Consider the following 24,069-nt stretch of genomic DNA (forward strand, 5'->3'; position numbering starts at 1 on the left):
TGTTGAGTTCTCAAGGAACGGACGCTTCCTTCGGCACCCCTTCCGGGGCCCCTCCGGGCGCTTCCCTTCGGTGTCTCCGACACTATCAGCCTCTCCTCCGAATTCTGAAATCCGGTCTTCTCTGCGAGCGTGCAGAACCGAACCGGATTCTCGGGAGAGATGAAGGTCGGACGTCACTGGCGCCACTGGCGCCGGACGGAGGTACGAGAGTACAGGCGGGTGGGTACGGAGGCAAATCGCTTCGGCTGCTCCGGACAGGCCGCCACGCGCGCGCTCACCGGAACCGGCGGTTCCCATGTCATACGCTTCAGACCAGCTCGCCGATTCAGGACAACTCAGGACACAAGACGACGGTGACCACTCGGTCTCCGCGCCTGGGAGGCTTTCCATGACCACCGTGACGTCCCCGCTGGCCGGACGTGCCATCGGCCTCGCGGCCGTGCCGGATCCGGTGTTCTCCGGAGTGATGGTGGGGCCCGGTACCGCCGTCGACCCGGCCCGTGGACCGTCCGTCGCCGTGGCCCCGGTCGACGGCATCGTCGTCTCACTGCACGCGCACGCCTTCGTCGTCGTGGACGCTGAGGGACACGGGGTGCTGACGCATCTGGGTATCGACACCGTGCAGCTGAACGGCCAGGGCTTCGAACTGCTGGCCGCCAAGGGCGACACCGTGCGGCGCGGTGACCCGATCGTCCGCTGGAATCCGGTCGAGGTGGAAGCCGCGGGGAAGTCTCCGGTGTGTCCGGTCGTAGCGCTGGAGGCCACCCCGGACGCACTCGCCGACGTGGCCGAGAGCATCGACGTACCCTCCGGCGGCACGCTGTTCACCTGGCGGTGACCCACCGCCCTCCCGCCGGCCGCGGGATCTTCGCGGGCGGCGGGCAGGAGGCGGGTGCGTCCCGCCCACAAGACGGAACCGGCCGGAGATCCGGAGACGGGTGAGGGTGAGATGGAGACAACGCTTCGAGGGATCGGGGTCAGCCACGGGGTGGTGATCGGCGAGGTGCGGCACATGGGCACCGCCGAGCTGGAGCCGCCGACCCGGCAGACCACCCGGGACGAGGTGCCGCACGAACGGAGGAGGGCGCGTCAGGCGGTGGAGGCCGTGGCCGCCGATCTGACCGCGCGGGGAAACCTGGCGGGCGGTGAGGCCCAGGCCGTGCTCGAGGCACAGGCCATGATGGCCCGGGATCCGGAGCTGATCGCCGATGTCGAACGGCGCATCGCCGTGGGCAGCACCGCCGAGCGTGCGGTGTACGACGCCCTTGCCGCCTACCGGGCGCTGCTCGCGGGGGCCGGCGACTATCTCGCCGGGCGGGTCGCGGATCTGGACGACGTGCGGAACCGGATCGTCGCCCGGCTGCTCGGTGTCCCGATGCCGGGGGTGCCGAACAGCGACAGGCCCTATGTGCTGGTCGCACGTGATCTGGCGCCCGCGGACACCGCGCTGCTGGATCCGTCGCTCGTTCTCGGTTTCGTGACCGAGGAGGGCGGCCCCACCAGCCACAGCGCCATTCTGGCCCGGTCGCTGGGGGTGCCCGCGGTGGTGGCTCTGCGGGGCGCCGTCGAACTGGCCGAGGGGACGGTCGTCGCGGTGGACGGCAGTACGGGTGTGGTCACCGTGGACCCGGACCCGGAGCAGCGGGAGGAGATGCTCAGGATCGCCGGGGAGCGCAGGGCCGCGCTCGCTTCCGCCACCGGCCCGGGCGCGACCTCCGACGGGCACAAGGTGCCGCTGCTGGCGAACATCGGCGGCCCGGCGGATGTGGCGGCCGCGGTGGAGGCGGGCGCGGAGGGGGTCGGGCTGTTCCGCACCGAGTTCCTGTTCCTGGACTCCGGTGGGAAGGCACCGTCGGAGAAGAAGCAGGTCGAGGCGTACCGGCAGGTGCTGGAGGCGTTCCCGGAGGGGCGTGTCGTGGTGCGGGTGCTGGACGCGGGCGCGGACAAGCCGCTGGAGTTCCTCACTCCCGCCGAGGAGCCCAACCCCGCGCTGGGCGTGCGCGGGCTGCGCACGCTGCTCGGCCATCCCGAGGTACTGCGCACCCAGTTGCGGGCGCTTGCCAGGGCCGCCGAGGGGCTGCCGGTGTATCTGGAGGTCATGGCGCCGATGGTCTCCGACCGGGCTGACGCCGGGGCGTTCGCCGACGCCTGCCGGGACGCGGGACTGCGGGCGAAGTTCGGCGTGATGGTGGAGGTCCCCTCGGCCGCGCTGAGGGCCCGGTCGGTGCTGCAGGAGGTGGAGTTTTTGTCTCTGGGCACCAATGACCTGGCGCAGTACACCTTCGCCGCCGACCGGCAGGTGGGCGCGCTGGCCCGCTACCAGGATCCGTGGCAGCCGGCGCTGCTGGATCTGGTGGCCATGGCCGCGGAGGCGGCCGGGGCCGAGGGCAAGGGCTGCGGTGTCTGTGGTGAGGCCGCCGCCGATCCGCTGCTGGCGTGTGTGCTGGTCGGGCTGGGTGTCACAAGCCTGTCCATGGGTGCGAAGGCCATTCCCTACGTGCGTGCGGAGCTGTCCAGGCGGACCATGGCCCAGTGCGAGCGCGCGGCGTCCGCCGCGCGCGCCTCGGACGGCGGTGAGCAGGCGCGGGCGGCCGCGCAGTCGGTGCTCTTCGGAGAGTGAGCGTTGCTGTCCGCCTGCGTGTGGGGTTCCGGCCGCCCCGCGGCGGGACGGCCGGAACCGGAGAGCGGGAGTCAGTGGTCGTCCTTCCGCCGCTTGTGCCGTCGGTCCTCCGTCGTGTGCTCCGGCAGCGGGAAACCGGCCCGGTGGACGAGACCGGGCTCGGGTGGGACCGGGTCTCCCGTACGGGCGTCGGTGCAGTAGGCGGAGAAGACCTCCGCCTCGGTGAGGGGGCGGAGGCGGCCGTCGTTCAGGCTCCAGCCGCGCACCTGCTCGTTCCCGTCGCGGATGGTGCGCATCACCACTCCCCCGGGCCGTCCGGTGGCCAGCCCCGCGGCGAGGACCGCGCGGAAGGCCGACTCCTCGGCTGTGGCCGGCTCCTTACCGCCGCGTGGTGTGCGCCCGGTGTGGAGGACGGCGACCAGGGGCCCGGTGGCGCCGGTGACGCTGCACACCAGATGGTGGGTGCCCGGGCCGGCTCCGGCGGTGAGCCGGTCCAGGATGTCGGTCGCGGCGTCGAGGGTCTCCTGCCCGAGATCCTTTCCGCAGCCGGGGCAGGGGCCGAGGCCGGCGAGGGTGTCGGCGGCGCGTTCCCCGGCCTCCCGGCGCTCCCAGCCGTCGAGCAGCAGGGGCAGCAGCCGGTCCAGGGGCTGGCCCCGGTAGCGGACGGTGGCGCCGGTCGCGGCGATCTCGGCCACGTAGCGCGCACGGCTGTCGGAGGTGTCGGGGTCGATCCGCTCCTGGGCGCAGAAGTGCGCGTAGTCGTCCGGTTCGAAGAGACCGACACGGGTGTGGACGCCCTGGGCGGTGAGCGAGCGCAGCAGTCCTTCCGTCTGCCGCAGGTAGTGGTGGTGGTCGTCGAAGGTGAACGTGGTGTAGCGGCGCATGGCCGCGAAGCCGGCCGGGTCGGCCACGACTGCGACCGTGCTGGGCGCCTCTCGGCGCAGGGCCCGTCGCGCCGTCTCCGGCCCGCGGCGGTCGCGCCTTTTGTGGTGTGTCATGTCGCCAGCCCCCTCGATTGCGTGTTCGCTTGGTGACTCAACGTAATCGATGGGGCTGACAACGGGCCTCGGAAAGGCTCAGGAGGCGCTGCGCTCCTGGGCCAGGCGTTCGTAGAAGCGCAGGAGTGCGACGTCGTCGACCGAGCCGGGGTTGACCGCCTTGTCGAGTTCGGCGCCCTGGAGGAGGCGTTTGACCGGGACCTCCAGTCGCTTGCCGGTGAGGGTGTGGGGGACACCCTCGACCTCGATGATCTCGTCGGGGACGTGCCGGGGTGAGAGCTGTTCGCGGATGGCCCGCCTGATCCGGTCGCGCAGGGCGTCGTCGAGGCGGGCGCCCTGGGCGAGGTGGACGAAAAGGGGCATCCAGTAGCCGCCGTCGGGCTGTTCCGCACCGATGACGAGGGACTCTCGGATCTCCGGGAGGCGTTCGACGACCTCGTAGATGTCGGCCGAGCCCATGCGGACGCCCTGCCGGTTGAGGGTGGAGTCGGAGCGGCCGTGGATGACGACGGTGCCGCGCGAGGTGAGGGTGGTCCAGTCGCCGTGCCGCCATACGTCGGGGAACATCTCGAAGTAGCTGTCACGGTAGCGGGAGCCGTCCGGGTCGTTCCAGAAGCGGATCGGCATGGACGGCATGGGGCGGGTGACGACCAGTTCGCCGACCTCGTCGACCAGCGGCCTGCCGTGCGGGTCCCAGGACTGCAGGTCGGTGCCCAGGCCGGGGGCCTGGAGTTCGCCGATGTGGACGGGGAGGGTGGGGACGGCGCCGGCGAAGCAGCTGCACACGTCGGTGCCGCCGCTGACGGAGGCGATCCACATCTCCTGGGCGACCTCGTCGTGGATCCACCGGAACCCGTCGGGCGGGAGGGGGGAGCCGGTGGTGGCGACGCACCTGACGCGGGAGAGGTCGAGGTCACGGCCGGGGTGGACGCCGGCCTTGCGGCAGGCCATGACGTAGGCGGCGGAGGTGCCGTAGAAGGTGGCGCCGGTGCGTTCGGCCACGCGCCACTGGGCGTCGGTGCCGGGGTGGCCGGGGCTGCCGTCGTAGAGGACGACGGTGGTGCCGGTGAGCAGGCCGGAGACGAGGAAGTTCCACATCATCCAGCCGGTGGAGGTGTACCAGAAGAAGCGGTCGCCGGGACCGAGGTCGCAGTGGAGGCCGAGCTGCTTGAGGTGTTCGACCAGGATGCCGCCCTGGGACTGGACGATGGCCTTGGGCAGTCCGGTGGTGCCGGAGGAGTACAGCACCCACAGCGGGTGGTCGAAGGGGACGGGGTCGAAGACCGGTTCGGCCTGCGTGCCGTCGGCGGTGGTCAGGGCGTCCCACTCCAGGGCGCCCTCGGGGGCCGGGGTGCCGAGCAGGGGGATGTGGACGACGGCGCGCAGGGAGGGCAGTTCGCGGCGCAGTTCGGCGACGGTGTCGGTGCGGTCGTGCTGCTTGCCGCCGTAACGGTAGCCGTCGACGGTGAACAGGACGACCGGTTCGACCTGCTGGAAGCGGTCCAGGACGCTGCGGGCGCCGAAGTCGGGGGCGCAGGAGGTCCACACGCCGCCGACGGCGGCGGTGGCCAGCAGGGCGACGGCGGCCTGGGGGATGTTGGGCAGGTAGCCGCTGACGCGGTCGCCTGGGCGCACCCCGAGGCGGCGCAGTTCGGCGGCGAGCGAGCCGACCTGGCGGCGCAGCTCCGCCCAGGTGACGGGGACCGGATCGTGGGTCTCGTCGACGTACAGCAGGGCGGGGGTGTCGGCGCGGTCCGGGTCCTCGCCGGCGCGCAGGGCGTGCTCGGCGTAGTTGAGGGTGGCGCCGGGGAACCAGCGGGCGCCGGGCATGGCGGGGTCGGCGAGGACGGTCTCGTACGGGGTGGTGAGGCGTACGTCGAACCACTCGGCGACCGCCTGCCAGAAGGCCGCGAGTTCCTCGACGGACCAGCGGTGCAGTGCGGCGTAGCTCGCGGCCGGGTCGCCGGGGGTGGCGGCCGGGGCTCCGAAGCGTTCGGCGGCCCACGCCTGGAAGCGGGTGATCCGGGCGCCCTCGATCCGGTCGGGGCCGGGGCTCCACAGGGGCTCCGGCTGGTCTGCGGTCGTCGGTGCGGCGCTGTGCGCGGCGGTCATGGCGGCTCCCGGGCTGTTTTCACGCTTCGTGTGCGTTCGCCTCCCCGCACCGCTCGGCCCCTGGGATGGTGGCCGGGGGCGTGCGGGTGCGCGGCGGCTGTGCAGGACTGTGCCATGTGATCGGTTTCCGCACCAGGGCCGCTCCCCCATACCGGGGGGCCGGACGGTGTGGTGCAACCACGGGGGGACGTCCGGTGAACGGCGGTTGAACGCGGCACCGGCCGCTCACCGGTGATGGCACTCTGATCAGCATGGATGCACGTGACCTGGTGCGGTCGGTGAGGTTGGTCGGTGCGGCGCGGGGGTTGCGTGCGGCCCGGGCCGCGTGGCGGGTGCGGCGTACGGACGCCCGGGCGCTGCCGCGCGGTGGTCGGGAGCGGGCGCGGGTGCCGGGTCCGGCGCGGGGGGCCGAGCCGCGGCCGGGCGGTGGCGTGGTGCACTTCGAGCGGTCGTCGCTGCGGGTCCGGGTGACGGCGGGCGGGATGGTGTTCTGCGGCTGGGACGGCGCGGCGCCCGAGCCGTCGTACGCGCTGGCGGGCGCGTATCCGCAGGCGGATCCGCGGGCGGTGCTGGAGCCGGACAAGGACGGCGGCTGGCGGGTGGTGTCCGAGCGGGTGCTGGTGACGGTGACCCGGATGGGTGCGGTGGAGGTGCGCACCCCGGGCGGTGTGGTGCTGCGCCGTGATCTGCCGCCGCGCTGGTGGGAGCCGGTGGACGGCGCGGAAGGCGGTGCGCGGGGCGGTGCGGGAAGCCGCTGGACGCAGCGCTCGGAGGTGCCTGCGGACGCACGGTTCTTCGGCCTGGGCGGGCGGGCCCCGGGGCCGAGGCTGCGCGGCGGCCCGTACCGGTTGTGGAACGCGGGGCCGGTTCCGTTCGGGGCGGGGCGCGATGCGCGGTCGCTGACGATGCCGGTGCTGTGGGTGGTGGCGGACGCGGGCGGCCATCTGGTCTTCCACGACAACTCCTGGGACGGCCTGGTGACGCTGCGCGAGGGCTTGGAGGGCGCGGGTTCCGGTCACGACCGGCCGGGCCGGTGCGAGGTGCGGATGTCGGGCGGTCCGCTGCGCTACTGGGTGCTGACGGGTGCGCCTTCGCGGGTGCTGCACGGCTGGCGGGCGCTGACGGGGGCGCCCGTACTGCCGCCCCGGTGGGCGCTGGGCCACCAGGCGGGCCTGTGGGGGACGGGGGGCGAGCGCGAGGTGCGGCGGGTGGTGGCGGGGTACGCCGAGCGGGGACTGCCGCTGAGCGCCGTGCATCTGGGGGCGGGCCACCACCGGGGGAGGCGGGGGTTCACGGTGGACTCCGGGCGGTTTCCGGATCTGCCGGCCCTGGCGGCCTCGCTGCGCGGGCCGGACGGGAGCGGGGTGCGGCTGGTGTCGTGCGTCGACCCCGCGGTGCGGGCGGAGCCGGGGGAGGCGGTGTACGACGGCGGGCTCGGCGAGGACGCCTTCGTCCGGGACCCGCTGGGCGGGCCGGTGCGCGGGCTGGGTCCGGCGGGCGAGGCGGTGTACCCGGACTTCACCGATCCGCGGGTGCGCAAATGGTGGGGAGGTCTGTACTCCGAGCGGCTGGCGCGGGGGTTCGCCGGGTTCTGCCACGAGATGAACGATCCGGTCTCCCTGGCGGCCTTCGGTGACGCGACGCTGCCGCGGTCGGCCGGGCACTGCCTGGAGTCGCGCGGCGGCGACCACCGGGAGGCGCACAACGTCTACGCCCTGACGATGGCCCGTGCGGGGTTCGAGGGGTTGCGGGGTCTGCGGCCCCACGAGCGGCCGCTGCTGCTGTCGCGCTCGGGCTGGGCGGGTCTGCAGCGCTACGGCGGCACCTGGACGGATCAGACGTCGGCCGGCTGGGAGGGGCTGCGGGACGCGCTCGCCCAGGTGATCGGCCTGGGGCTGTGCGGGGTGCCGTACTGCGGTGCGGACGTCGGGGGCCCGGCGGGGTCGCCGCGGCTGTCGCCGGAGCTGTATCTGCGCTGGTTCCAGCTGGCCGCGTACCTGCCGCTGTTCCGCACCCGGGCCGTGCCGGGTTCCGGGCGGCTGGAGCCGTGGGAGTTCGGTCCGGAGGTGCTGGAGCACGCGCGGGCGGCGCTGCGCGAGCGGGAGCGGCTGCTGCCGTACTTCGCGACGCTGGCCCGGCTGGCGCACCGCTCGGGGGCTCCGTATGTGCGCCCGCTGTGGTGGGCCGCGCCGAAGGACCGGGCGCTGCGGGAGTGCGAGGACGCGTTCCTGCTGGGGGACGCGCTGCTGGTGGCGCCGGTGCTGGAGCCGGGGGTGGTGCGCCGTACCGTGCGGCTGCCGCGCGGGTGGTGGTACGACACGGCGTCGGGGCGGTTGCACAGGGGCCCGGGCCGGGTGGTCGTCGAGGCTCCGCGGGCGCGTATCCCGGTGCTGGCCCGGGCGGGATCGGTGGTGCCGGTGGCCGGGCCGGAGGGCGGGATCGAGCTGGAGGTGTGGGCTCCGCCGCCCGGGCGTACGGGCGGCGGGGTGGTGGCCGCGGATCCGGGGGACGGTTTCGGGCGGGTGGAGCTGGAGCGGTTCTCGGTGCGGGTGCTGGGCCGGGAGGTGGTGGTGGCGCGGGAGGGAACTTCGGAAGTGGGGTACCCGGTGCGGGTGCGCGGCTCGGGGGCGTGAGCGGACGGGGCGCGGGCGTACCCGCGGGGCGCGCGGGCGGTCTTCCGCGACGCACCGGGCACCTGGTAGACGGAGGGGTCATGCCGATCAGGGAACCGATCACTTCGCCGTCCGCGCGGCCGGACGGGAAATCCTCCGGGCGAAGGCCCGGGGCGCGTGTGCCGGTGGCCGCGGTCCTCCTCGCGCTCACCGTGCTCCTCGCTCCGGCCGTCCTCGTCGCCGCGGCGCCGTCCGCGCGGGCCGAGCCGGAGCCGAAGGCGCCGCCGGAGTTCGTGGCCCTCTCCGAGGTGGATCCGACGATCCTCCAGGAGATCCGCTACACCACGGCGCACAACTTCGTCGGCGATCCCGTGGACGGGTACCGCAAGCCGATGTGCCTGCTGACCCGCGACGCCGCCGAGGCACTGCGCCGGGCGCAGTGGAAGCTGCTGTGGCGGGGGTACTCGCTGAAGGTCTACGACTGCTACCGCCCGCAGCGGGCCGTGGACCACTTCGTGGCGTGGGCCCAGGACCTCGGCGACCAGCGGATGAAGGGGGAGTTCTACCCACGGGTGGACAAGACGCGGCTGTTCTCCGACGGATACATCGCCGAACGCTCCGGGCACAGCCGGGGCAGCACCGTCGATCTGACCCTGGTGCGGCTGCCCGCCTGGCCGACCCGGCCGTACACACCGGGCGAGCCGCTGACGCCCTGCTTCGCGCCCCGGGAGGAGCGCTTCCCGGACAACTCGGTGGACATGGGGACGGGCTACGACTGCTTCGACACCCTCTCGCACACGCTGGACCCGCGGATCACCGGCGAGCAGCGGGCCAACCGGCTGCTGCTGAAGGAGTCGCTGGAGGAGGTGGGCTTCGTGAACTACGAGGCCGAGTGGTGGCACTACTCCTTCCGGCGGGAACCGTTCCCCGACACCTACTTCGACTTCCCCGTGCATCCCAGGTCGCTCACCGGGCGCTGAGCGGCATCCACCGCGGCCTCGTGTGCCGCCCGGTGCCGGTGTGCCGGGCGGAGCGGGGCGGGGCGGAGCCGGGCGGGGCGGAGCGGAGCGGCGGTACGGCACCACCCCCGTGGGTCCCGTACCGCCGTCGTCCGGTGATGGGGACGCGGCCCGCCCCAGGACGGTTCTGGATTCGGTGCGCTGTCACCCGTTCGCCACGTTTCCCGAGCCTTCCGCCGTCGCCCGGGGCGGCGGGCCCGGGCGCGGAAGTGCTCGTGAACTCTGCGCGAACACCCCCTCCCGGCGCCTTCGGTGGCAGCATGCTGGTGTCGTGCATGCCTGGACGAGCCAACTCCGATTCGCCTACCAGCCGGTCGTGGACCTCGGGACCGGTTCCGTGACGGCCCTGGAGGTCCTGGCCCGCTGCGGGCGAGGCGATGTCGTGGCCGAGGCGTGCCGTGATCCGGAGCTGGACGCCGAGCTGGCCGCACTGGCCCTGCGGTCCGCCGCGCGCCGGGAAGGACTGCTGCCCCTCCACGTCAACGTCTTCGCCGCCACCCTCGCCGGCCTCGGCGACCTCGCCGCGCTGCGCCGGGCCGTGCGGGAGGCCGGCCGCCGGCCGTGGGAGGTGACGCTCGACATCACCCCGCGGCCGACACCAGCGCCTCGTGGGGCGTCGGCGCCCCGGGAGGCGCTGGTGTCGGCGGTCGGCGCGTTACGCGAGGACGGCTTCCGGATCTGCGTGGACGGGATCGGCGCCGGGGACCCTCCGCTGCTGCTGCTCGCCGACCTCTCCCCCGATCTGGTCAAGGTGGACGCCGCCGTCGTGGCCGGGCTGCCGCACCGGCCCGCCTACCGTGCGGCGGTCGCCGGGCTGCGGCGGTTCTGCGACGGCGTCGGGGCGCTGCTGGCCGTGGAGGGGGTGGAGACCGAGCTGCAGTACGCGTCCGCGCGGGCGGCCGGCGCGCATCTGGCACAGGGGCATCTGTTCGCCCCGCCCGCGCGCCGTCCGGTCACCGAGGTCCGTGTGCCGGTCTGCCCGCCCGCCGCTCCGCCGGAGGGGAGGGGCTCGCAGGGGCCGCCGGTCTCGGAGTTCCTGCACCCCGCGGCCCTGCTGCCGCTGTCGGCCTCCGCCTCCCAGGTGCGGGCGCTGCTGACCGGCTCGCCGGAGTTGACCGGGGTGATGCTGGTGGATCCCGACGGGGTGCCGGTGCGCGCGGTGGACCGGGACCGCTTCCTGCTGGCCATGTCGGGCCGGTACGGCCACGCCCTGTACGCCGACCGCCCTGCGGTCCGGCTGGCGGACCGGCCGCGCACGGTCCGGGTGGGCGCCACCGCCTGGGAGGTGCTCGACGTGGTGGCCGCCGGGGACAGCGGCCGTACGGCCGACGACGTGGCGGTCGTGGACGAGGCGGGACGCTGCGTGGGAGTGGTGCGGCTGGCCGAGGTGGTCAGGGCACTGGCCGACAGCCGTATGGAGGACGCCCCGGAGTTGGACCGGCTCACCCGGGTGCCCCGTCCGGGCGCGGGCTGAGCCCCGACGGGCTGGACGCCGGGCCGTCGGACCGCCCGGCCGGGAAGGCCGGTGACCCGCCCCGTCCGCCTCTGAGACGTGCCGCGGGGCGCGGGACGGGAACGGGCCGCCTCGCCCTGCGGGTTGCCTTGACGGTCCTTCTCACCGGGGGAACACTTCCGATTATCAGACGGTATCGCCGCACGTCGGTCTCCGTGACCGGATGCTCCCCGGGGCGGTTCCGCCGGACACGCACGCTCGTCGCGGACGCCGGGCAGGGCGCGGTCGCGCCCTGCCGCCGGGTCCGCCCGCACCGCACAACGCACCCCGCAGGGACACCCGGGGCCGCTGCCCGGGGTGAGGGCACGGAGGAGCGGCAATGAACCTTCCCAACAGCGACATCTTCATCGGCGAGATCATCGGAACGGCACTCCTGATCCTCTTCGGAGCGGGGGTCAACGCCGCCATCACGCTCAACCGCTCCAAGGCGCAGAACGCGGGCTGGATCGTCATCGCCTTCGGATGGGGCCTCGGGGTACTCACGGGCGCCTACACCGCGGCGCCCCTGTCCGGGGGGCACATCAATCCCGCCGTGACCATCGGCATCGCCACCCAGACGGGTGAGAACTGGGACAAGGTCCCGGTCTACATCGCGGGGCAGATCATCGGTGCGATCCTCGGCGCCGTGCTGGCCTGGCTGGTCTACTACGCGCAGTTCGCGCTGAACCGCGACAAGGAGACCGCGATGCCGACCCTCGGCATCTTCTCGACGATTCCGGAGATCCGCAGCCCGGTGGCCAACCTGGTCACCGAGATCATCGCGACCGTCGCCCTGGTACTGCCGATCCTGGCCTTCGGCCTGACCAAGGGGCTGGGCGAGTCCGGCACCGCGCTCCTCATCGTCGCGCTGCTGGTCGTCGGGATCGGCCTGTCCCTCGGCGGCCCCACCGGTTACGCCATCAACCCGGCCCGCGACCTGGGCCCCCGCATCGCCCACGCGCTGCTGCCCATCCCCAACAAGGGCACCTCCGACTGGGGGTACTCCTGGGTTCCGGTGGTGGGGCCGGTCATCGGCGGCGTCCTCGGGGCACTCGTCTACAACCTCGCCTTCTGATCCGGGCCGCGAGGACCGGGAACAAGGCCGGAGAACAAGGCCGGAGAAGGACCGGGAAGAGCGGGAAGTACCGAGGACGACCAGCACAAGGGGACCGGAGGAACCGCCATGACGGACACCGCAGCCACCTACGTCGCCGCGATCGACCAGGGCACCACGTCGAGCCGCTGCATCATCTTCGACCACGACGGCGCGATCGTCGCCGTCGACCAGCGCGAGCACCGGCAGATCTTCCCCAAGCCCGGCTGGGTGGAGCACGACGCCACCGAGATCTGGTCCAAGGTCCAGGCCGTGGTCGCGGGAGCGCTCGCCAAGGCGGGACTGCGCGGCCGCGACCTGAGCGCACTGGGCATCACCAACCAGCGCGAGACGACCGTGCTGTGGGACCGTGCCACCGGCAAGCCGGTCCACAACGCCATCGTCTGGCAGGACACCCGCACCTCCGCGCTCTGCCGGGAGCTGGGCGGCGACGTGGGGCAGGACCGGTTCCGGGACCGGACCGGGCTCCCGCTGGCCAGTTACTTCTCCGGACCGAAGGCCGCCTGGCTGCTGGAGCACGTGCCCGGGCTGCGCGAGCGCGCCGCCGCGGGCGAGATCGCCTTCGGCACCATGGACTCCTGGCTGATCTGGAACCTCACCGGCGGTACCGAGGGCGGTGTGCACGTCACCGACGTCACCAACGCCAGCCGGACCATGCTGATGAATCTGGAGACCCTCCAGTGGGACTCCTCGATCCTGGAGGCCATGGGCATCCCCGAGGCGATGCTGCCGGAGATCCGCTCCTCGGCCGAGGTGTACGGAACGACCTCGGTGGGGACGAGCACCGGGGTGCCGGTGGCCTCCGCGCTCGGCGACCAGCAGGCGGCCATCTTCGGCCAGACCTGCTACGAGGTCGGCGACGCCAAGAACACCTACGGCACCGGTTCGTTCCTGCTGCTGAACACCGGCCACCGCCCGGTGGCGTCCAAGAGCGGACTGGTGACCACGGTGGGCTACCAGCTCGGCGGCGAGCGGCCCGTCTACTGCCTGGAGGGGTCGATCGCCATCACCGGCGCCCTGGTGCAGTGGTTCCGCGACCAGCTCGGGATCATCCGGGAGGCCTCCGAGATCGAGCCCCTGGCCGCGAGCGTGGAGGACAACGGCGGCGCGTACATCGTCCCGGCCTTCTCCGGCCTGTTCGCCCCGTACTGGCGCTCCGACGCACGCGGCGTCGTCACCGGTCTGACCCGCTACGTCACCAAGGCGCACCTGGCACGGGCCGTGCTGGAGGCGACGAGCTGGCAGACACGTGAGGTCGTCGACGCGATGTACCAGGACTCCGGGGTGGAGATCACCAGCCTCAAGGTGGACGGGGGCATGACCGCCAACGGGCTGCTGATGCAGCACCAGGCGGATGTGCTCGGGGTGCCGGTGATCCGGCCGGTGATCTCCGAGACCACCTGTCTGGGCGCGGCGTACGCGGCCGGTCTGGCCACCGGGGTCTGGTCGGACCTGGAGGAGCTCAAGGCGCACTGGAGGAAGGACGCCGAGTGGACCCCGCGGATGGACGCGGAGGTCCGTGAGCGGGAGCACCGCAACTGGCGCAAGGCCGTCGAGCGCAGCTTCGGCTGGGAGGAGGACGGCGACTGAGCGGCCCTCCGCGGCGGGCCCGGCTCCGGGCCGGGCCGGACCCGCCGGACCCGCCGGACGCCGGGGCGCGTGAGGTCAGGGGCGCGTGAGGTCAGGGGCGCTCCCGCGGCGCCCGGGGGCGCCGGCGGCCATGGCGTGCTCGACGACCGAGGCCAGCACCTCGCGCACGGAGCCGCGGTCACGCGCGTCGCACCGCAGGACCGGCACCGCCGCCTCCAGCCCCAGCGTGGCGCGCACCACCTCCGTCGGAGGCCGGCGGGCGCCGTCGGAGCGGTTCACGGCCACGGCGTACGGAACGGCGTGCCGCCGAAGGCGGTCGAGTGCGCCGAGGCAGTCCCGCGGGCGGCGGGGGTCGGCGAGGACCACCGCGCCGAGCGCCCCCTGCGCCAGCTCGTCCCACAGTGACCCGAACCGCTCCTGCCCCGGAGCCGCGAGGAGGCAGAGGGTCAGCCGTCCGCTCAGGGTGATGCGGCCGAAATCCATGGCGACGGTGGCGGCTTTCCGCTCGCCGGGGCCTTCCGCTTCCGCCGCTCCCCGCCCCTGCCCGGGTCCGCCGGACGGGGGAGGGGACCCGGCCAGGAACTCCTCGGTGCGCAGCGGCCCGACCTCGCTGGCGGAGCCGACCAGGGTGGTCTTGCCCGCTCCCGGACCGCCCGCCACCAGCACCTTCAGCGCCACCGGCGAGGCGACGGGAACGCTTTTCCGGTGCTTCCGGCAGGCGCCGGAGTCCGCGAAGACCATCGGTTCTTCCTCCGCATCTCGCAGTGCGGCCCGCGCTGTGCGGTGCCGCCCGTCGGAGCAAGAGATCGTTCCGTACCCGCGCGGTGACGACAAGTCCCCGAAGCGGCCGGGACGTGATCAGGCCAAGTACCGCCCAAGGCCGCCCAGTACATCCCCGCGCCACCTCCGCGGGTCGTTTATGGCCGGTATCGCCAGGGAACTGGGCGGTATGCCTGTTTCTCAGAACGTCCGCACAGCATTCTCAGCCGCCCGGTCCGCCGCCCGGTCCGCGCTTCCGGATTCCGAGCGTCCGGGGCGGATCCTGACCGCGGTGGAGAAGCTGGAGAGCACTCCGCGTCTCGACGCCGCACTCGGGCCACTGCGGCGCGCCGTACACGCGCTTCCGCTGGGCGGTGCGCGCGACGCCCTGCACGGCCGCTGGCTGGGCCACGCGGTGCACCCGCTGATGGTGCAGGTCCCCATCGGGACCTGGATGTCCGCCGCCGTGCTCGACCTGCTGCCCGGACAGCGCCGCGGCGCCGACGTCCTGGTGGGAGTCGGCCTGGCGGCCGCCGCCCCGGCCGCCCTGACGGGCTGGGTGGACTGGGCCGAGCTGCGCAAGCCGCAGATGCGGGTCGGCCTGGTGCACGCCGCGGCGAACGCCGCGGCCGTCGGCCTGTACTCGGCCTCGCTGGGCGCCCGGCTGCGCGGCAGGCGGGCCCGGGGCCGCCTGCTGGGGTTCGCGGGGCTGGCCGTGGTGAGCGCTGGTGGGGCTCTGGGCGGCCATCTGGCCTACCGGCAGGCCGCCGCCGTCAACCACGCCGAGCAGGTGCCCGCCGTGGTCGAGCCCGGCTGGCATCCCATCGGCGACATGGCCGACCTGCCGGTCGGCGAGCCGGTCCGGCGGTACGTGGGCGAGACGCCGGTGGTCGTCGTCCGCGAGACCGGCGGGCAGGTGCACGCCCTGGCCGACCGGTGCAGCCACATGGCCGGACCGCTGTCGCAGGGCACGGTCGCCGACGGGTGCGTACGGTGCCCCTGGCACGGCAGCGTCTTCCGCCTGGCGGACGGCTGGAACGTACGGGGCCCCGCGACCTCCCCCCAGCCGGTCTTCGAGACCCGGCTGGTGGACGGCCGGGTGGAGGCGCGCCTGATCCAGGATCCGGACCGGGCGCACCGCGCCGTGGCCGGATCGGCCGGGCCGGCCGGCCCGGCCTGAGCGGGCTGAGCGGGCTGAGCGGGCACCCCGAGGCCGCTTCGAGACGCCCGGGGTGTCCGGGGTGTCCGGGGTGTCCGGAAGGAGTTCAGAGCGCCCGCAGACCGTTGATCACGTCGCGCAGGATACGCTCGTCCGGCAGCTCGGCCGGGGGCACGGGACGGCTCACGCGGACCAGCTCGGCCTCGACGAGATCCCCGACCAGAACGCGTACGACGCCCACCGGCAGATCCAGTACGGCCGCCAGTTCGGCGACCGGCTGAGGGGCCCGGCGGCACCGGGCGACGATGTCGAGATGCTCCGGGCCGAGCACGCCGGTGCCGCCCGCGGTGCCGGCGGTGCCGGGGAAGGCCGGGGGCCGGGCTTCCCCGGCGGCGTCGGCCGGCGTCTCGGCGACCACCAGCGCGACCGGGTCGATACGGCTTCCGGTCGCACTGCGGGTGCGGCCGCGCGTCATGGCGTACGGCCGTACCACCGGCCCTGCGGCGTCGTCGAACCAGCGGTCCGTCATGGCGGGCTCACCCCGCGCCGGTCACGTCGTGCCGGATCTGCCCCTCCGGGGCGGCGCCGATCCGGCCGGACCGCGGCGTCCTGTCACCGGCCGGGCCCACCGAACCGTCCGGGAGCCGGTCCGGCTCACCCGTCGCCCGGATGGCGCCCTCCCCTGTGCCGTGCACTGCGGTCATCGGCCGTCCCCCTCCAGTGTGTCGGTCGCGGTGCCGTGTCCTCCGAACCGGTCCCACCGTCCGAGCCGTTCCCGTCCTTCGGGCCGTCCACACCCGTGCCGCCGGGGGAGTTCACGCTCTGCTGTCGGCCGCGCCGCAGTCCGTGCTGGAACGAGGCCATCCGGGCGCGCGCCCGGTCGGCGTCCGCTCCCCGCTCCCGGTTCCCGCCCTGGATCCGGTCCTGGCCCTGGATCCGGTCCTGGCCCTGGATCTGGTTCTGGCCCTGGTCCCGCTCCGGGGTCCGGGTAGCGCCGGGCCGGAGTTCCCGCACGAGCCCGGTGCCGCCGCCGGGCGGGCGGCGGGAAGGGGACCGCGGCACCGGATCGCCGCGGTGGCCAGCGGTCTGCCCGCGCAGCAGGGTCCCGACGTCCGCGCCGGTGCCCCTGGCCTCCTCGGCGGGCGGTTCTGGTTCCGGCCCGTCCGGGCCGCTCCGGCCCGCTGCTATGGCGGGCCGGGCGCCGCGCAGTGGGAGTCCCGCGGCGGTCCGGACGTGGTCGCCGGCGCGGTGCTCCCCGGTGTCCGCCTCCTCCCCCGGCGCCACGGCGCTTGGGGAAGCGCCGGGGATCTCGGTGAGCAGCGCGCCGGGGACGAGCACGACGGCGGTGGTGCCCCCGTAGGGCGAGGGCTGCAGGGAGACGCGGACGTTCTGGCGCCGGGCGAGCCGGGAGACGACGAACAGACCGAGCCTGTCGGTGTCGGAGAGCCGGAAGTCGGGCTTCTCGGAGAGCCGGAGGTTGGCCTCCAGCAGCGCGTCGGGGGACATGCCCAGGCCCCGGTCGTGGATCTCCAGGGCGAAGCCGCTGGGGACCCGCTCGCCGAGCACCTGGACCGCGGTGTGCGGTGGTGAGAACACCGTCGCGTTCTCCAGGAGTTCGGCGACGAGGTGGGTCAGGTCGGCGATGGCGGTGCCGTCGACCGCGAGCGGGGGCATCGGCCGCACCTCGATGCGCTCGTAGTCCTCCACCTCGGAGACGGCGGCACGGACGACGTCCATCAGGGGGATGGGCTTGCGCCACTGGCGGGAGGGCGTGGCGCCGGAGAGGATGACCAGGCCCTCCGCGTGACGGCGCATACGGGTGGTGAGGTGGTCGAGCCGGAAGAGGTCGGCCAGTTCCCCGGGGTCCTCGGTACGCCGCTCCATCGCGTCCAGCAGGGTGAGCTGGCGGTGGAGCAGCACCTGGCTGCGGCGGGCGAGGTTGACGAAGACCTCGGAGACGCCGCGGCGCATGTCCGCCTGTCTGACGGCGGCCTCGACGGCGGCCCGCTGGAGGGTGTTGAGGGCCTGTCCGACCTGCCCGATCTCGTCGCGTCCGTACTCCAGACGCGGCGCCTCGGTCTCCACGTCGACCTGCTCGCCCGCGGCGAGCCGCCGCATGACCCCGGGCAGCCGTACGCCCGCCGCCTCCCCCGCCTCCCTGCGCAGGGTGCCGAGGTCGCGGACCAGACCGCGGCCGATGCGCAGGGAGACGGCCACGGAGACGAGGACGGCCGCGAAGCCCAGGATCCCGACGACGGCGGCGCGCAGCAGCACGGAGGCGGCCTCCGGTTCGACTCGCCGGTGGTAGCGCTCGCCGGTCTCCCGGTCCATGCGTCGCAACTCCTCCAGGACGGTGCCGGAGGTCTTCTGCCAGCGCTCCGCGTCGAAGGCCTTCACCGCTCCCGCGGCGCCGGCGGCGATGATCTCGTCCTCGGCCGCGCGCAGGGCCCGGCCGTCGGTGCCGGACCAGAACGCCTGATATCTCTCCCGGTCCTCGGCGGGAAGCACCGACAGGTGCGTGCGGTAGGTGAGTTCGCGTTCGGCCACCCGGTCGGAGACGGCCCGCAACTGGTCCCCGGTCATCCGGCCGGCGGTGAACGCGGCGGCCAGCAGGGCATCCTGGCGGGAGAGGTGCTCGCGGGCGCGGGAGAGGCCGATGAGGGCGCGGCCCTCCCTCTCCAGCCGGACGTCGTCGACACCGCGCATGCCGGTGAGGAAGGCGTGGCACGGGTCGATGAGGGCGTTGTACGCGTCGTAGGCGTCCTGGCGTTCGACGGCGTTGTCCGTGACCCGGGCACGCACTTTCTCCAGCCGGTCGAGCGCGGCGAGGAGTTCGTCCAGGCGCCTGCGGGGATCGTCGTCCAGCTCGCCGCGGATCCCCTCGCCCCCGGCCCGGGCGCGCAGGGCCGCCACCGCCTCGTCGGTGGCCTGCCGGCCGTCGTGCAGGGCGGTCAGGGAGTCGGAGCGGCGCGGGTCGGCGAGGTGGACGAGGGTGTGGCGGCGCTCGGTCTGGAGGGCGCGGACGGTTTCCTGGACCGGTTCGCCGAGCTCGCCCATGACGGTCGCGGCGTCCAGCAGCCGGTCCGCCTCACGGCCGGTGATCACAGTGGCGAACGCCCAGATCGAGGTGAGCGCCACCAGAGGGACCAGCAGCAGCGCCACGATCTTCCGCCGGATCGACTTGCCGCGAAAGCGCATGGCCTCCCCTGTGTCCGTCCCGTCGAACGGGAGCATGGGTCCCCTCAGCAAACGGCGCGAGCCTACTACTGGCAACGGGCCGGCCGTGGGCGCGTCCGGGACATCGGGTACCCGTACGGCGCCTGTCGGGCGCTGTTGTGACGCTGTGTTGTGATACGCCGGATGCCGCACGGTGCGCGGGGAACGCGCGCACGGCAGGGCACGGGGAGACCGCATGGAGCTGAGCAGGGCCGACTGGGGACCGGGTGGATTCGATCAGTTCCGATCGGACCGGGATGAGGATGTGATGTACGAGGAGAGTGGAGATCCCGTGGGCGCCGGGCCGGGGCTGCCCGACCCGGTGCGGGCGGCGGCCGTGCGCGCGGTCGTTCTCGTGGCCGTGACCCTGGTGCTGGTGATGGTCGCCGTCCTGTGCTCCCTGGCGCAGGTGTGGCTGGCCCTGCCCATGGTGCTCGCGGCGGTGGCGGGCACGGTGGTCACCACCTGGGGGGTGCTGGACGTGTGGGTCACCCGGCAGATGTGGAACCAGCGCAACGGGGTGGTCTCCACACCGAGCAGCGTGGCGCGCGAGCGCGGCGCCTCCCGCCGAAGACACGGCTGAGGCCCCGGCCCGGGGCCTCAGCCGGAGGCGCCGGGGACGCTCGCCGTGGTGGGCTCCTCGCCGGGGGTGGCGGGCGCCGGGACGGAGGGCGCCGCCTCCTGCGCCCGGCCGGCGACGTCGGGGCGGCGGAACATCCGGGTGGCGGTGATCTCCCCGTGGACCGGTTCGGATTCCGGATCCCTCCTGGGCAGCCCGGGCCGCAGGTGTTCCTCGACGCTGATGTACTTCAGCCCCGCCCTCAGGTCGGCGTCGTTGCGCAGCCGGATCACCAGGGGGAACTCCGCCAGCGCCGTGGTGTCGAACAGACCGGTGGTGTAGAGGAGCTGGACGCCCAGCGCGTCGGCCACCGCACGCTGGAGCTCCAGCAGATAGGTGGCGTTGGCCCGGCCGATGGGGTTGTCGAGGAAGAGCGTGCCCGCGTGCCGGTGCCGGTCGCGGCCCCGGTCGTTGCTGCGCAGCGCGGCCATCGTGCAGTACAGGGCGATGGCCGCGGTCAGCAGCTGGCCGCCGGAGAAGACGTCCCCCATCTGCCCGACCGGCACCCGCTCGGCGCGCAGCACCGCATCGGGCTTGAGGATCTCCACCGACACCCCGCGCGGCCCAAGGGCGGCGTGCACGCCGCGCAGCAGCAGCGTCATGCCGTCCCGGCGCAGGTCTGAGTTGCGGCGCACGGCCGCCCGGGTGGCCTCGTCGATGACCTCTCCCAGCCACTCGGTGAGGGCGGCCTGGTCGGGATCTTCGAAGCGGATGCGCAGGAACTCCTGGCCGGACCACTCCCCCAGCCCGCCGGGGAGCCTGGACAGGCGCTGCGCGGAGCGGAGGGTGGCCAGTGAGGACTCCACCAGGCCGCGCAGCCGGTCCACGATGCTGTCCCGGTTGCGTTCCAGTTGCTCCAGCTCGTCGGTCAGGACGCGCAGCCGGGGCTCGAAGGCGGCGGCCCAGGAGGCGGCGTGGTCGGGCAGGGCGGCGGCCGGGAGTTCGCGGATCTGCTGGCGGGCGGGGGTGTGCACCTGCTCGTAGCGGGTGGAGTTGGCGTGCCGCACCAGGATGTCGCTCGCCTCGCGCACGGCCGACTCGGCGGCGGTGAGGTCGGCGGCGCAGCCGCGCAGGGAGCGGCGGGCCTCGGCGGCAGCCTGCCGGGCCTGGTCGAGGGCGCCGGCGTACGGCTCGGGACGCTCTCCGCCCTCCTCCGGGCCCGTGCCGCCCGCGCCGGACGTGCCGTGCGGGTCGCGCAGCAGGTCGCGGAGCATGGCGGCCAGCTCGTCGAAGGCCCCGGCGGCGTCCTCGGCGGCGCGCTGGGCGCGCAGCAGCTCGGCGTGGGCGGCGCGGGCGGCCTCCAGTTCGCCGGTGCGGGCGGCCAGTTCGGTGTTGGCGCCGCGCAGCAGGGTCTGGGCCTGCTCGGCGTCGGCGGGGACCAGTTCCTGCGGCAGGTCGGTGTAGGCGTCCCGGTCCTCGCCGGGGGCCAGGCGTTCGGCCTCGCCGCGCAGCCGGCCGAGCTGCTCGCTGGCGGCCGAGGCACGGGACTCCAGCATCTGGACCAGGGTCTCGGCGCGGGCCGCGGCGGCCTGCCGGGAGGGGCCGTCGGCGCCGTCGGGGCCTTCCAGGAGCTGGGCGGCTCGGGTGCGGACCTTGTTGGTGAGCCGGTCCAGGGCGGCGCGCGCGGCGCTCTCGTCGCCTTCGGCACGCGCCTGCTCGGCGCGCAGGTCGGCGCCGACCCCGACCTTCTCGTAGAGCTGGGAGGCCGCGCGGTACGCCTCGCGCAGGGCGGGCAGGGAGGCGGGGGGACCGGCGGACGGTGCGTCGGTGTCCGGGCCGTCGGCCGTGTCGAGCGTGTCGGGGGCGCCCGCGATCTCGGCGCGCTCGGCGCGCAGCGCGCGGGCGGTACGGCGCGCGTCGTCGGCGGCGCGCTGGGCCGCGCGCCGGTCCTCGTCGGCGGCGCGGGCCCGCTCCAGACAGGCGCCGGCCCGGGCCTCGGCCTCGGCCGCCTCGTCGGCCAGTTCCCGCAGCCGGGCCTGCCACTTGGCGCGCTCGCGCAGCCGGAAGGCGAGTCCGGCCAGGGCGTCGGCGGAACGGCGGGCCCGCTGGGCCCGTTCCTGCCTCTCCTCGCGTACGCGGGCGGCCTCGGCGGCGCTCTCCTCTGCCTCGGCGGCGGCGGCGCGCATCTCCTCCAGGTGCTGCCGGGCGGTCTCGGCGGCCTCGGCCGCGGCCCGGGCCCCGGCGGCCAGCTCGGCCAGGCGGCCGGGCGGGCAGCCGGTGCGCCAGGAGGCGATCCGCGCGGCCAGGGAGCGGTCGGCGGACAGCCTCGCGGCCAGGGAGCGGATCTCCTCGTCGCGGGCGGTGGCGCGCTCGCGCAGCCGGCGGCGCTCGTCGTCGGCCGCGTACTCGTCGTGCATGGCCGGGTTGGGCGGTACGAGGAACACGCCGGAGTCGTCCAGGGCTCCGGCGCTCTCACCGCCGGGCGCGGGGACGGGTGCCAGCAGCGCGGCGGCGGTGCCGACGGCGACGGCCGAGCGGGGCAGCAGGGCCGCGCCCGCCAGGACCTCCCGGGCGCGGGTGTGGCTTTCGGGGTCGGTGATGACGACACCGTCGACCAGCTCGGGCCGGGCGGCCAGGACGGCGGCGTGGTCGGCCGGGTCCACGGACTGGGCGAGGTAGCGCCAGCCGGGCAGGGCGGGAATGCCGTGCTCGCCCAGGTACTCGACGGTGGCCAGGACGTCGGGGCCGGGGGGCAGCAGTCCGCCGTCGCCGAGGGCGCCGAGGATGCGGGAGTCGTCGGCGGCGGCCGTGCGCAGGTCGAACAGCTGGCGCTCGGCGGTGGCGACCGACTCCTCCAGCAGCTCGCGCAGGGTTTCGGCGTTGCGGTCCAGTTCCTCGGCGTCCAGCGCGCCGGAGGGGCCGGGGTCGGCGGGACCGGGCTCCGGGGAGGCCGCCGACCGCTGTCCGCCGGGCAGTCCCAGCAGTTCGGCCGGCCGTTCCTCGGCGCCCAGGGCCTCGGCGGCGCGCCGCTCGGCGGCGTACGCGCTCCCGGCCGCCTCGGCGGCGTCCGCGGCGCGGGCCGCGGCCAGTTCGGCGCGGGAGCGGGCCGCGGCCGTCTCCCGGGCGCGGTCGGCGGCGCGCCGGGCGCTCTCGCGCGCGGTCTCCCACGCGGCGACGGCGGCCTTCTCGGCGTCGCTGGCGGCCAGGGCGGCGCGGGCCGGGTCGGCGTCGGGCGAGGAGCCGTCCAGCCAGCCGGCGCGTACGGCCTGGGCCGTCTCCTGCTCGACCTCGGCCAGGCGCTGTCGCAGATGCTCGCCCTCGCTGCGGGCTCGCTGGGCCTCGGTGGCGGCGGCGGTGGCGTCGCGGTGGGCGGCCTCCCCCTCGCCCTGCAGGGCGGTGGAGCGCTCCTCCTCCTCGGCCGCGAGGTGCTCGGCCTTCTCCGCGGCGGCGTGCAGGGCGCGTACCAGGTCGGTGGCGGCCCGGGCGCGGGCGGCCAGCGCGGGGGCGGCGTCGCGCTCGGCCTCCCGGATGGCCGCGGCGACCCGGGCGGCGCGGTCGGCCGCGGCGCGGTGCGCCAGCACCGTCTCGGCCGCCTGCCAGGCGGCGTGCAGAGTACGGGCGTCGCTCAGCTCCCGGCGCTGGGCGGAGGCGCTCCTCTCGCCGGCGGCCAGCGCCAGACAGGCGTGGCGGTAGGCGAGTTCGGCCGCGATGAGCCCGGCGCGCTCGCGTTCGCGTTCGGCGGAGGCGGCGGACCGGGCTGCGTGGTCGGCCCGCTCGGCGAGTTCGGCGGCTCGGCCGCGCTCCTCGGTGCCGCGGGCGGACAGCCGCCGGGCCAGGGTGCGGGTGCGCTGCTCGGCTCCGGCGTGGACGGCGCGGGCCTGCTCCCGGTGCCGGGCGGCCTCCTCGATGCGGCGCAGCAGGTCCAGCGACCCGGCGGTGAAGTCCTTCTCGGCGGTGAGTTCGGCGCGGCGGCCGAGCTTGTGGGCGAAGCCGTGCACCAGGTCGGCCAGCCCGTCGGTGTCGCGGGTGTCGGTGACGGCGCGCAGCAGCAGATCGGTGAAGTCGGAGTCGTTCTTGACGGCGAACAGGCCGGCGGCCTCTCCCTCGTCGGCGTTCATCTCCCGCTGATAGCGGAAGAGTTCGGGGTCCAGGCCCAGATGGCCCAGGTGCTCGTTCCAGCGCTCGTGGACCTCCTCCCAGACCACGTCGAGGTTCGGGTAGGTCTTGCCCGTCTCCACCAGGACGTCCCGGAAGCCCTTCATGGTGCGGCGCCGGCCGCGGGCGGCGGAGGCGCCCTCGGCGACGGGCCGCAGCGCGGTGGACTCGGCCACCGGCAGGGAGTCCAGGTTCATGCCCGGCCCGGGCCGGAAGCTGTACCAGGCCTCGGCGAACTTCCGCGGGTCGCTGGAGACCTGGCGGCCACGCCACTCGCTGACCTTGCCGACGACGACGGTCTCCCCGGTGAGGGTGTGCTGCCACTCCAGGGCGACGTGCCCGCAGTCGTCGGCCAGCAGGAACTTGCGCAGCACGCCGGAGCTGGCGCCGCCGAGGGTGTTGCGGTGGCCGGGCAGCATCACCGAGAAGATCAGCTTGAGCAGGACGGACTTGCCGCCGCCGTTCTCCAGGAAGAGCACACCGGCGGGCGCGGGGCGGCGCGGCGGGCCGATCGGCTCGTCCTCGAAGAAGTCCGCCTGGGCGGGGGCGGGGCTGGGCACCGGCTCGCCGACCCCGCGCAGGTCCAGCACGGTGTCGGCGTAGCGCGCACCGGCGGGCCCGATGGAGTAGAGGCGGATCCGGGACAGCTCGTACATGGCGGCGG

Annotated in this window: 14 protein-coding genes and 1 pseudogene; 9 read left to right on the forward strand and 6 right to left on the reverse strand. The window is 74.7% G+C overall.

Annotated elements, in window-relative coordinates:
- Positions 1-388 precede the first annotated feature (388 nt).
- Positions 389-838, forward strand: coding sequence for a PTS sugar transporter subunit IIA (locus tag CUT83_RS12295; RefSeq protein ID WP_093850224.1), 450 nt, complete (start codon positions 389-391; stop codon positions 836-838).
- Positions 839-949: 111 nt separating this feature from the next.
- On the forward strand, positions 950-2,620 hold the full coding sequence (ptsP, locus tag CUT83_RS12300; protein WP_101256020.1) for a phosphoenolpyruvate--protein phosphotransferase: 1,671 nt from the start codon (positions 950-952) through the stop codon (positions 2,618-2,620).
- A 71-nt stretch (positions 2,621-2,691) separates the two neighbouring features.
- Here the strand turns inward: ptsP and CUT83_RS12305 are convergent, their stop codons facing one another.
- Positions 2,692-3,618: a DUF8829 domain-containing protein gene (locus CUT83_RS12305; RefSeq protein ID WP_101255891.1), complete on the reverse strand. Its 927-nt coding sequence runs from the start codon at positions 3,616-3,618 to the stop codon at positions 2,692-2,694.
- A 78-nt stretch (positions 3,619-3,696) separates the two neighbouring features.
- Positions 3,697-5,730, reverse strand: coding sequence for an acetoacetate--CoA ligase (locus tag CUT83_RS12310; RefSeq protein ID WP_101255892.1), 2,034 nt, complete (start codon positions 5,728-5,730; stop codon positions 3,697-3,699).
- 251 nt (positions 5,731-5,981) lie between these two features.
- On the opposite strand from CUT83_RS12310, the gene CUT83_RS12315 reads away from it, so the two are divergent.
- The 5 genes and pseudogenes from CUT83_RS12315 to glpK all read left to right on the forward strand — a co-directional run bounded on the left by CUT83_RS12315 (position 5,982) and on the right by glpK (position 13,557).
- Positions 5,982-8,363: a glycoside hydrolase family 31 protein gene (locus CUT83_RS12315; protein WP_101255893.1), complete on the forward strand. Its 2,382-nt coding sequence runs from the start codon at positions 5,982-5,984 to the stop codon at positions 8,361-8,363.
- A gap of 164 nt (positions 8,364-8,527) precedes the next feature.
- Positions 8,528-9,322 (forward strand): M15 family metallopeptidase, encoded by a 795-nt coding sequence (locus tag CUT83_RS12320; protein ID WP_420882403.1) that lies wholly within the window; start codon positions 8,528-8,530, stop codon positions 9,320-9,322.
- 310 nt (positions 9,323-9,632) lie between these two features.
- Positions 9,633-10,817 (forward strand): annotated as a pseudogene (locus CUT83_RS12325) (EAL domain-containing protein); the annotation flags it as partial.
- A gap of 376 nt (positions 10,818-11,193) precedes the next feature.
- Positions 11,194-11,928, forward strand: a complete 735-nt coding sequence (locus tag CUT83_RS12330; RefSeq protein WP_101255896.1) for an MIP/aquaporin family protein — start codon at positions 11,194-11,196, stop codon at positions 11,926-11,928.
- 108 nt (positions 11,929-12,036) lie between these two features.
- The gene (glpK, locus tag CUT83_RS12335) at positions 12,037-13,557 is read left to right on the forward strand and encodes a glycerol kinase GlpK (protein WP_101255897.1); all 1,521 of its coding nucleotides are present in this window, start codon (positions 12,037-12,039) and stop codon (positions 13,555-13,557) included.
- Positions 13,558-13,632: 75 nt separating this feature from the next.
- On the opposite strand, the gene CUT83_RS12340 is transcribed toward glpK, so the two are convergent.
- Entirely contained in the window at positions 13,633-14,298 is a 666-nt protein-coding gene (locus CUT83_RS12340; RefSeq protein ID WP_101255898.1) for a GTP-binding protein, read from the reverse strand.
- Between the two features lie 208 nt (positions 14,299-14,506).
- On the opposite strand from CUT83_RS12340, the gene CUT83_RS12345 reads away from it, so the two are divergent.
- The gene (locus CUT83_RS12345) at positions 14,507-15,496 is read left to right on the forward strand and encodes a Rieske (2Fe-2S) protein (protein WP_101255899.1); all 990 of its coding nucleotides are present in this window, start codon (positions 14,507-14,509) and stop codon (positions 15,494-15,496) included.
- Positions 15,497-15,581: 85 nt separating this feature from the next.
- Here CUT83_RS12345 and CUT83_RS12350 read toward each other — a convergent pair whose 3' ends face one another.
- Both CUT83_RS12350 and CUT83_RS12355 read right to left on the reverse strand, forming a co-directional pair.
- Positions 15,582-16,004: a DUF742 domain-containing protein gene (locus CUT83_RS12350; protein WP_101255900.1), complete on the reverse strand. Its 423-nt coding sequence runs from the start codon at positions 16,002-16,004 to the stop codon at positions 15,582-15,584.
- A gap of 125 nt (positions 16,005-16,129) precedes the next feature.
- Positions 16,130-18,724, reverse strand: coding sequence for a sensor histidine kinase (locus CUT83_RS12355; protein ID WP_420882404.1), 2,595 nt, complete (start codon positions 18,722-18,724; stop codon positions 16,130-16,132).
- A gap of 235 nt (positions 18,725-18,959) precedes the next feature.
- On the opposite strand from CUT83_RS12355, the gene CUT83_RS12360 reads away from it, so the two are divergent.
- Positions 18,960-19,274, forward strand: coding sequence for a hypothetical protein (locus tag CUT83_RS12360; RefSeq protein ID WP_101255901.1), 315 nt, complete (start codon positions 18,960-18,962; stop codon positions 19,272-19,274).
- A 17-nt stretch (positions 19,275-19,291) separates the two neighbouring features.
- On the opposite strand, the gene CUT83_RS12365 is transcribed toward CUT83_RS12360, so the two are convergent.
- Positions 19,292-24,061 (reverse strand): coiled-coil domain-containing protein, encoded by a 4,770-nt coding sequence (locus CUT83_RS12365; protein WP_101255902.1) that lies wholly within the window; start codon positions 24,059-24,061, stop codon positions 19,292-19,294.
- Between the last annotated feature and the right edge of the window lie 8 nt (positions 24,062-24,069).

It is taken from the genome of Streptomyces barkulensis (genome assembly GCF_002843305.1).
Lineage (GTDB): Bacteria > Actinomycetota > Actinomycetes > Streptomycetales > Streptomycetaceae > Streptomyces > Streptomyces barkulensis.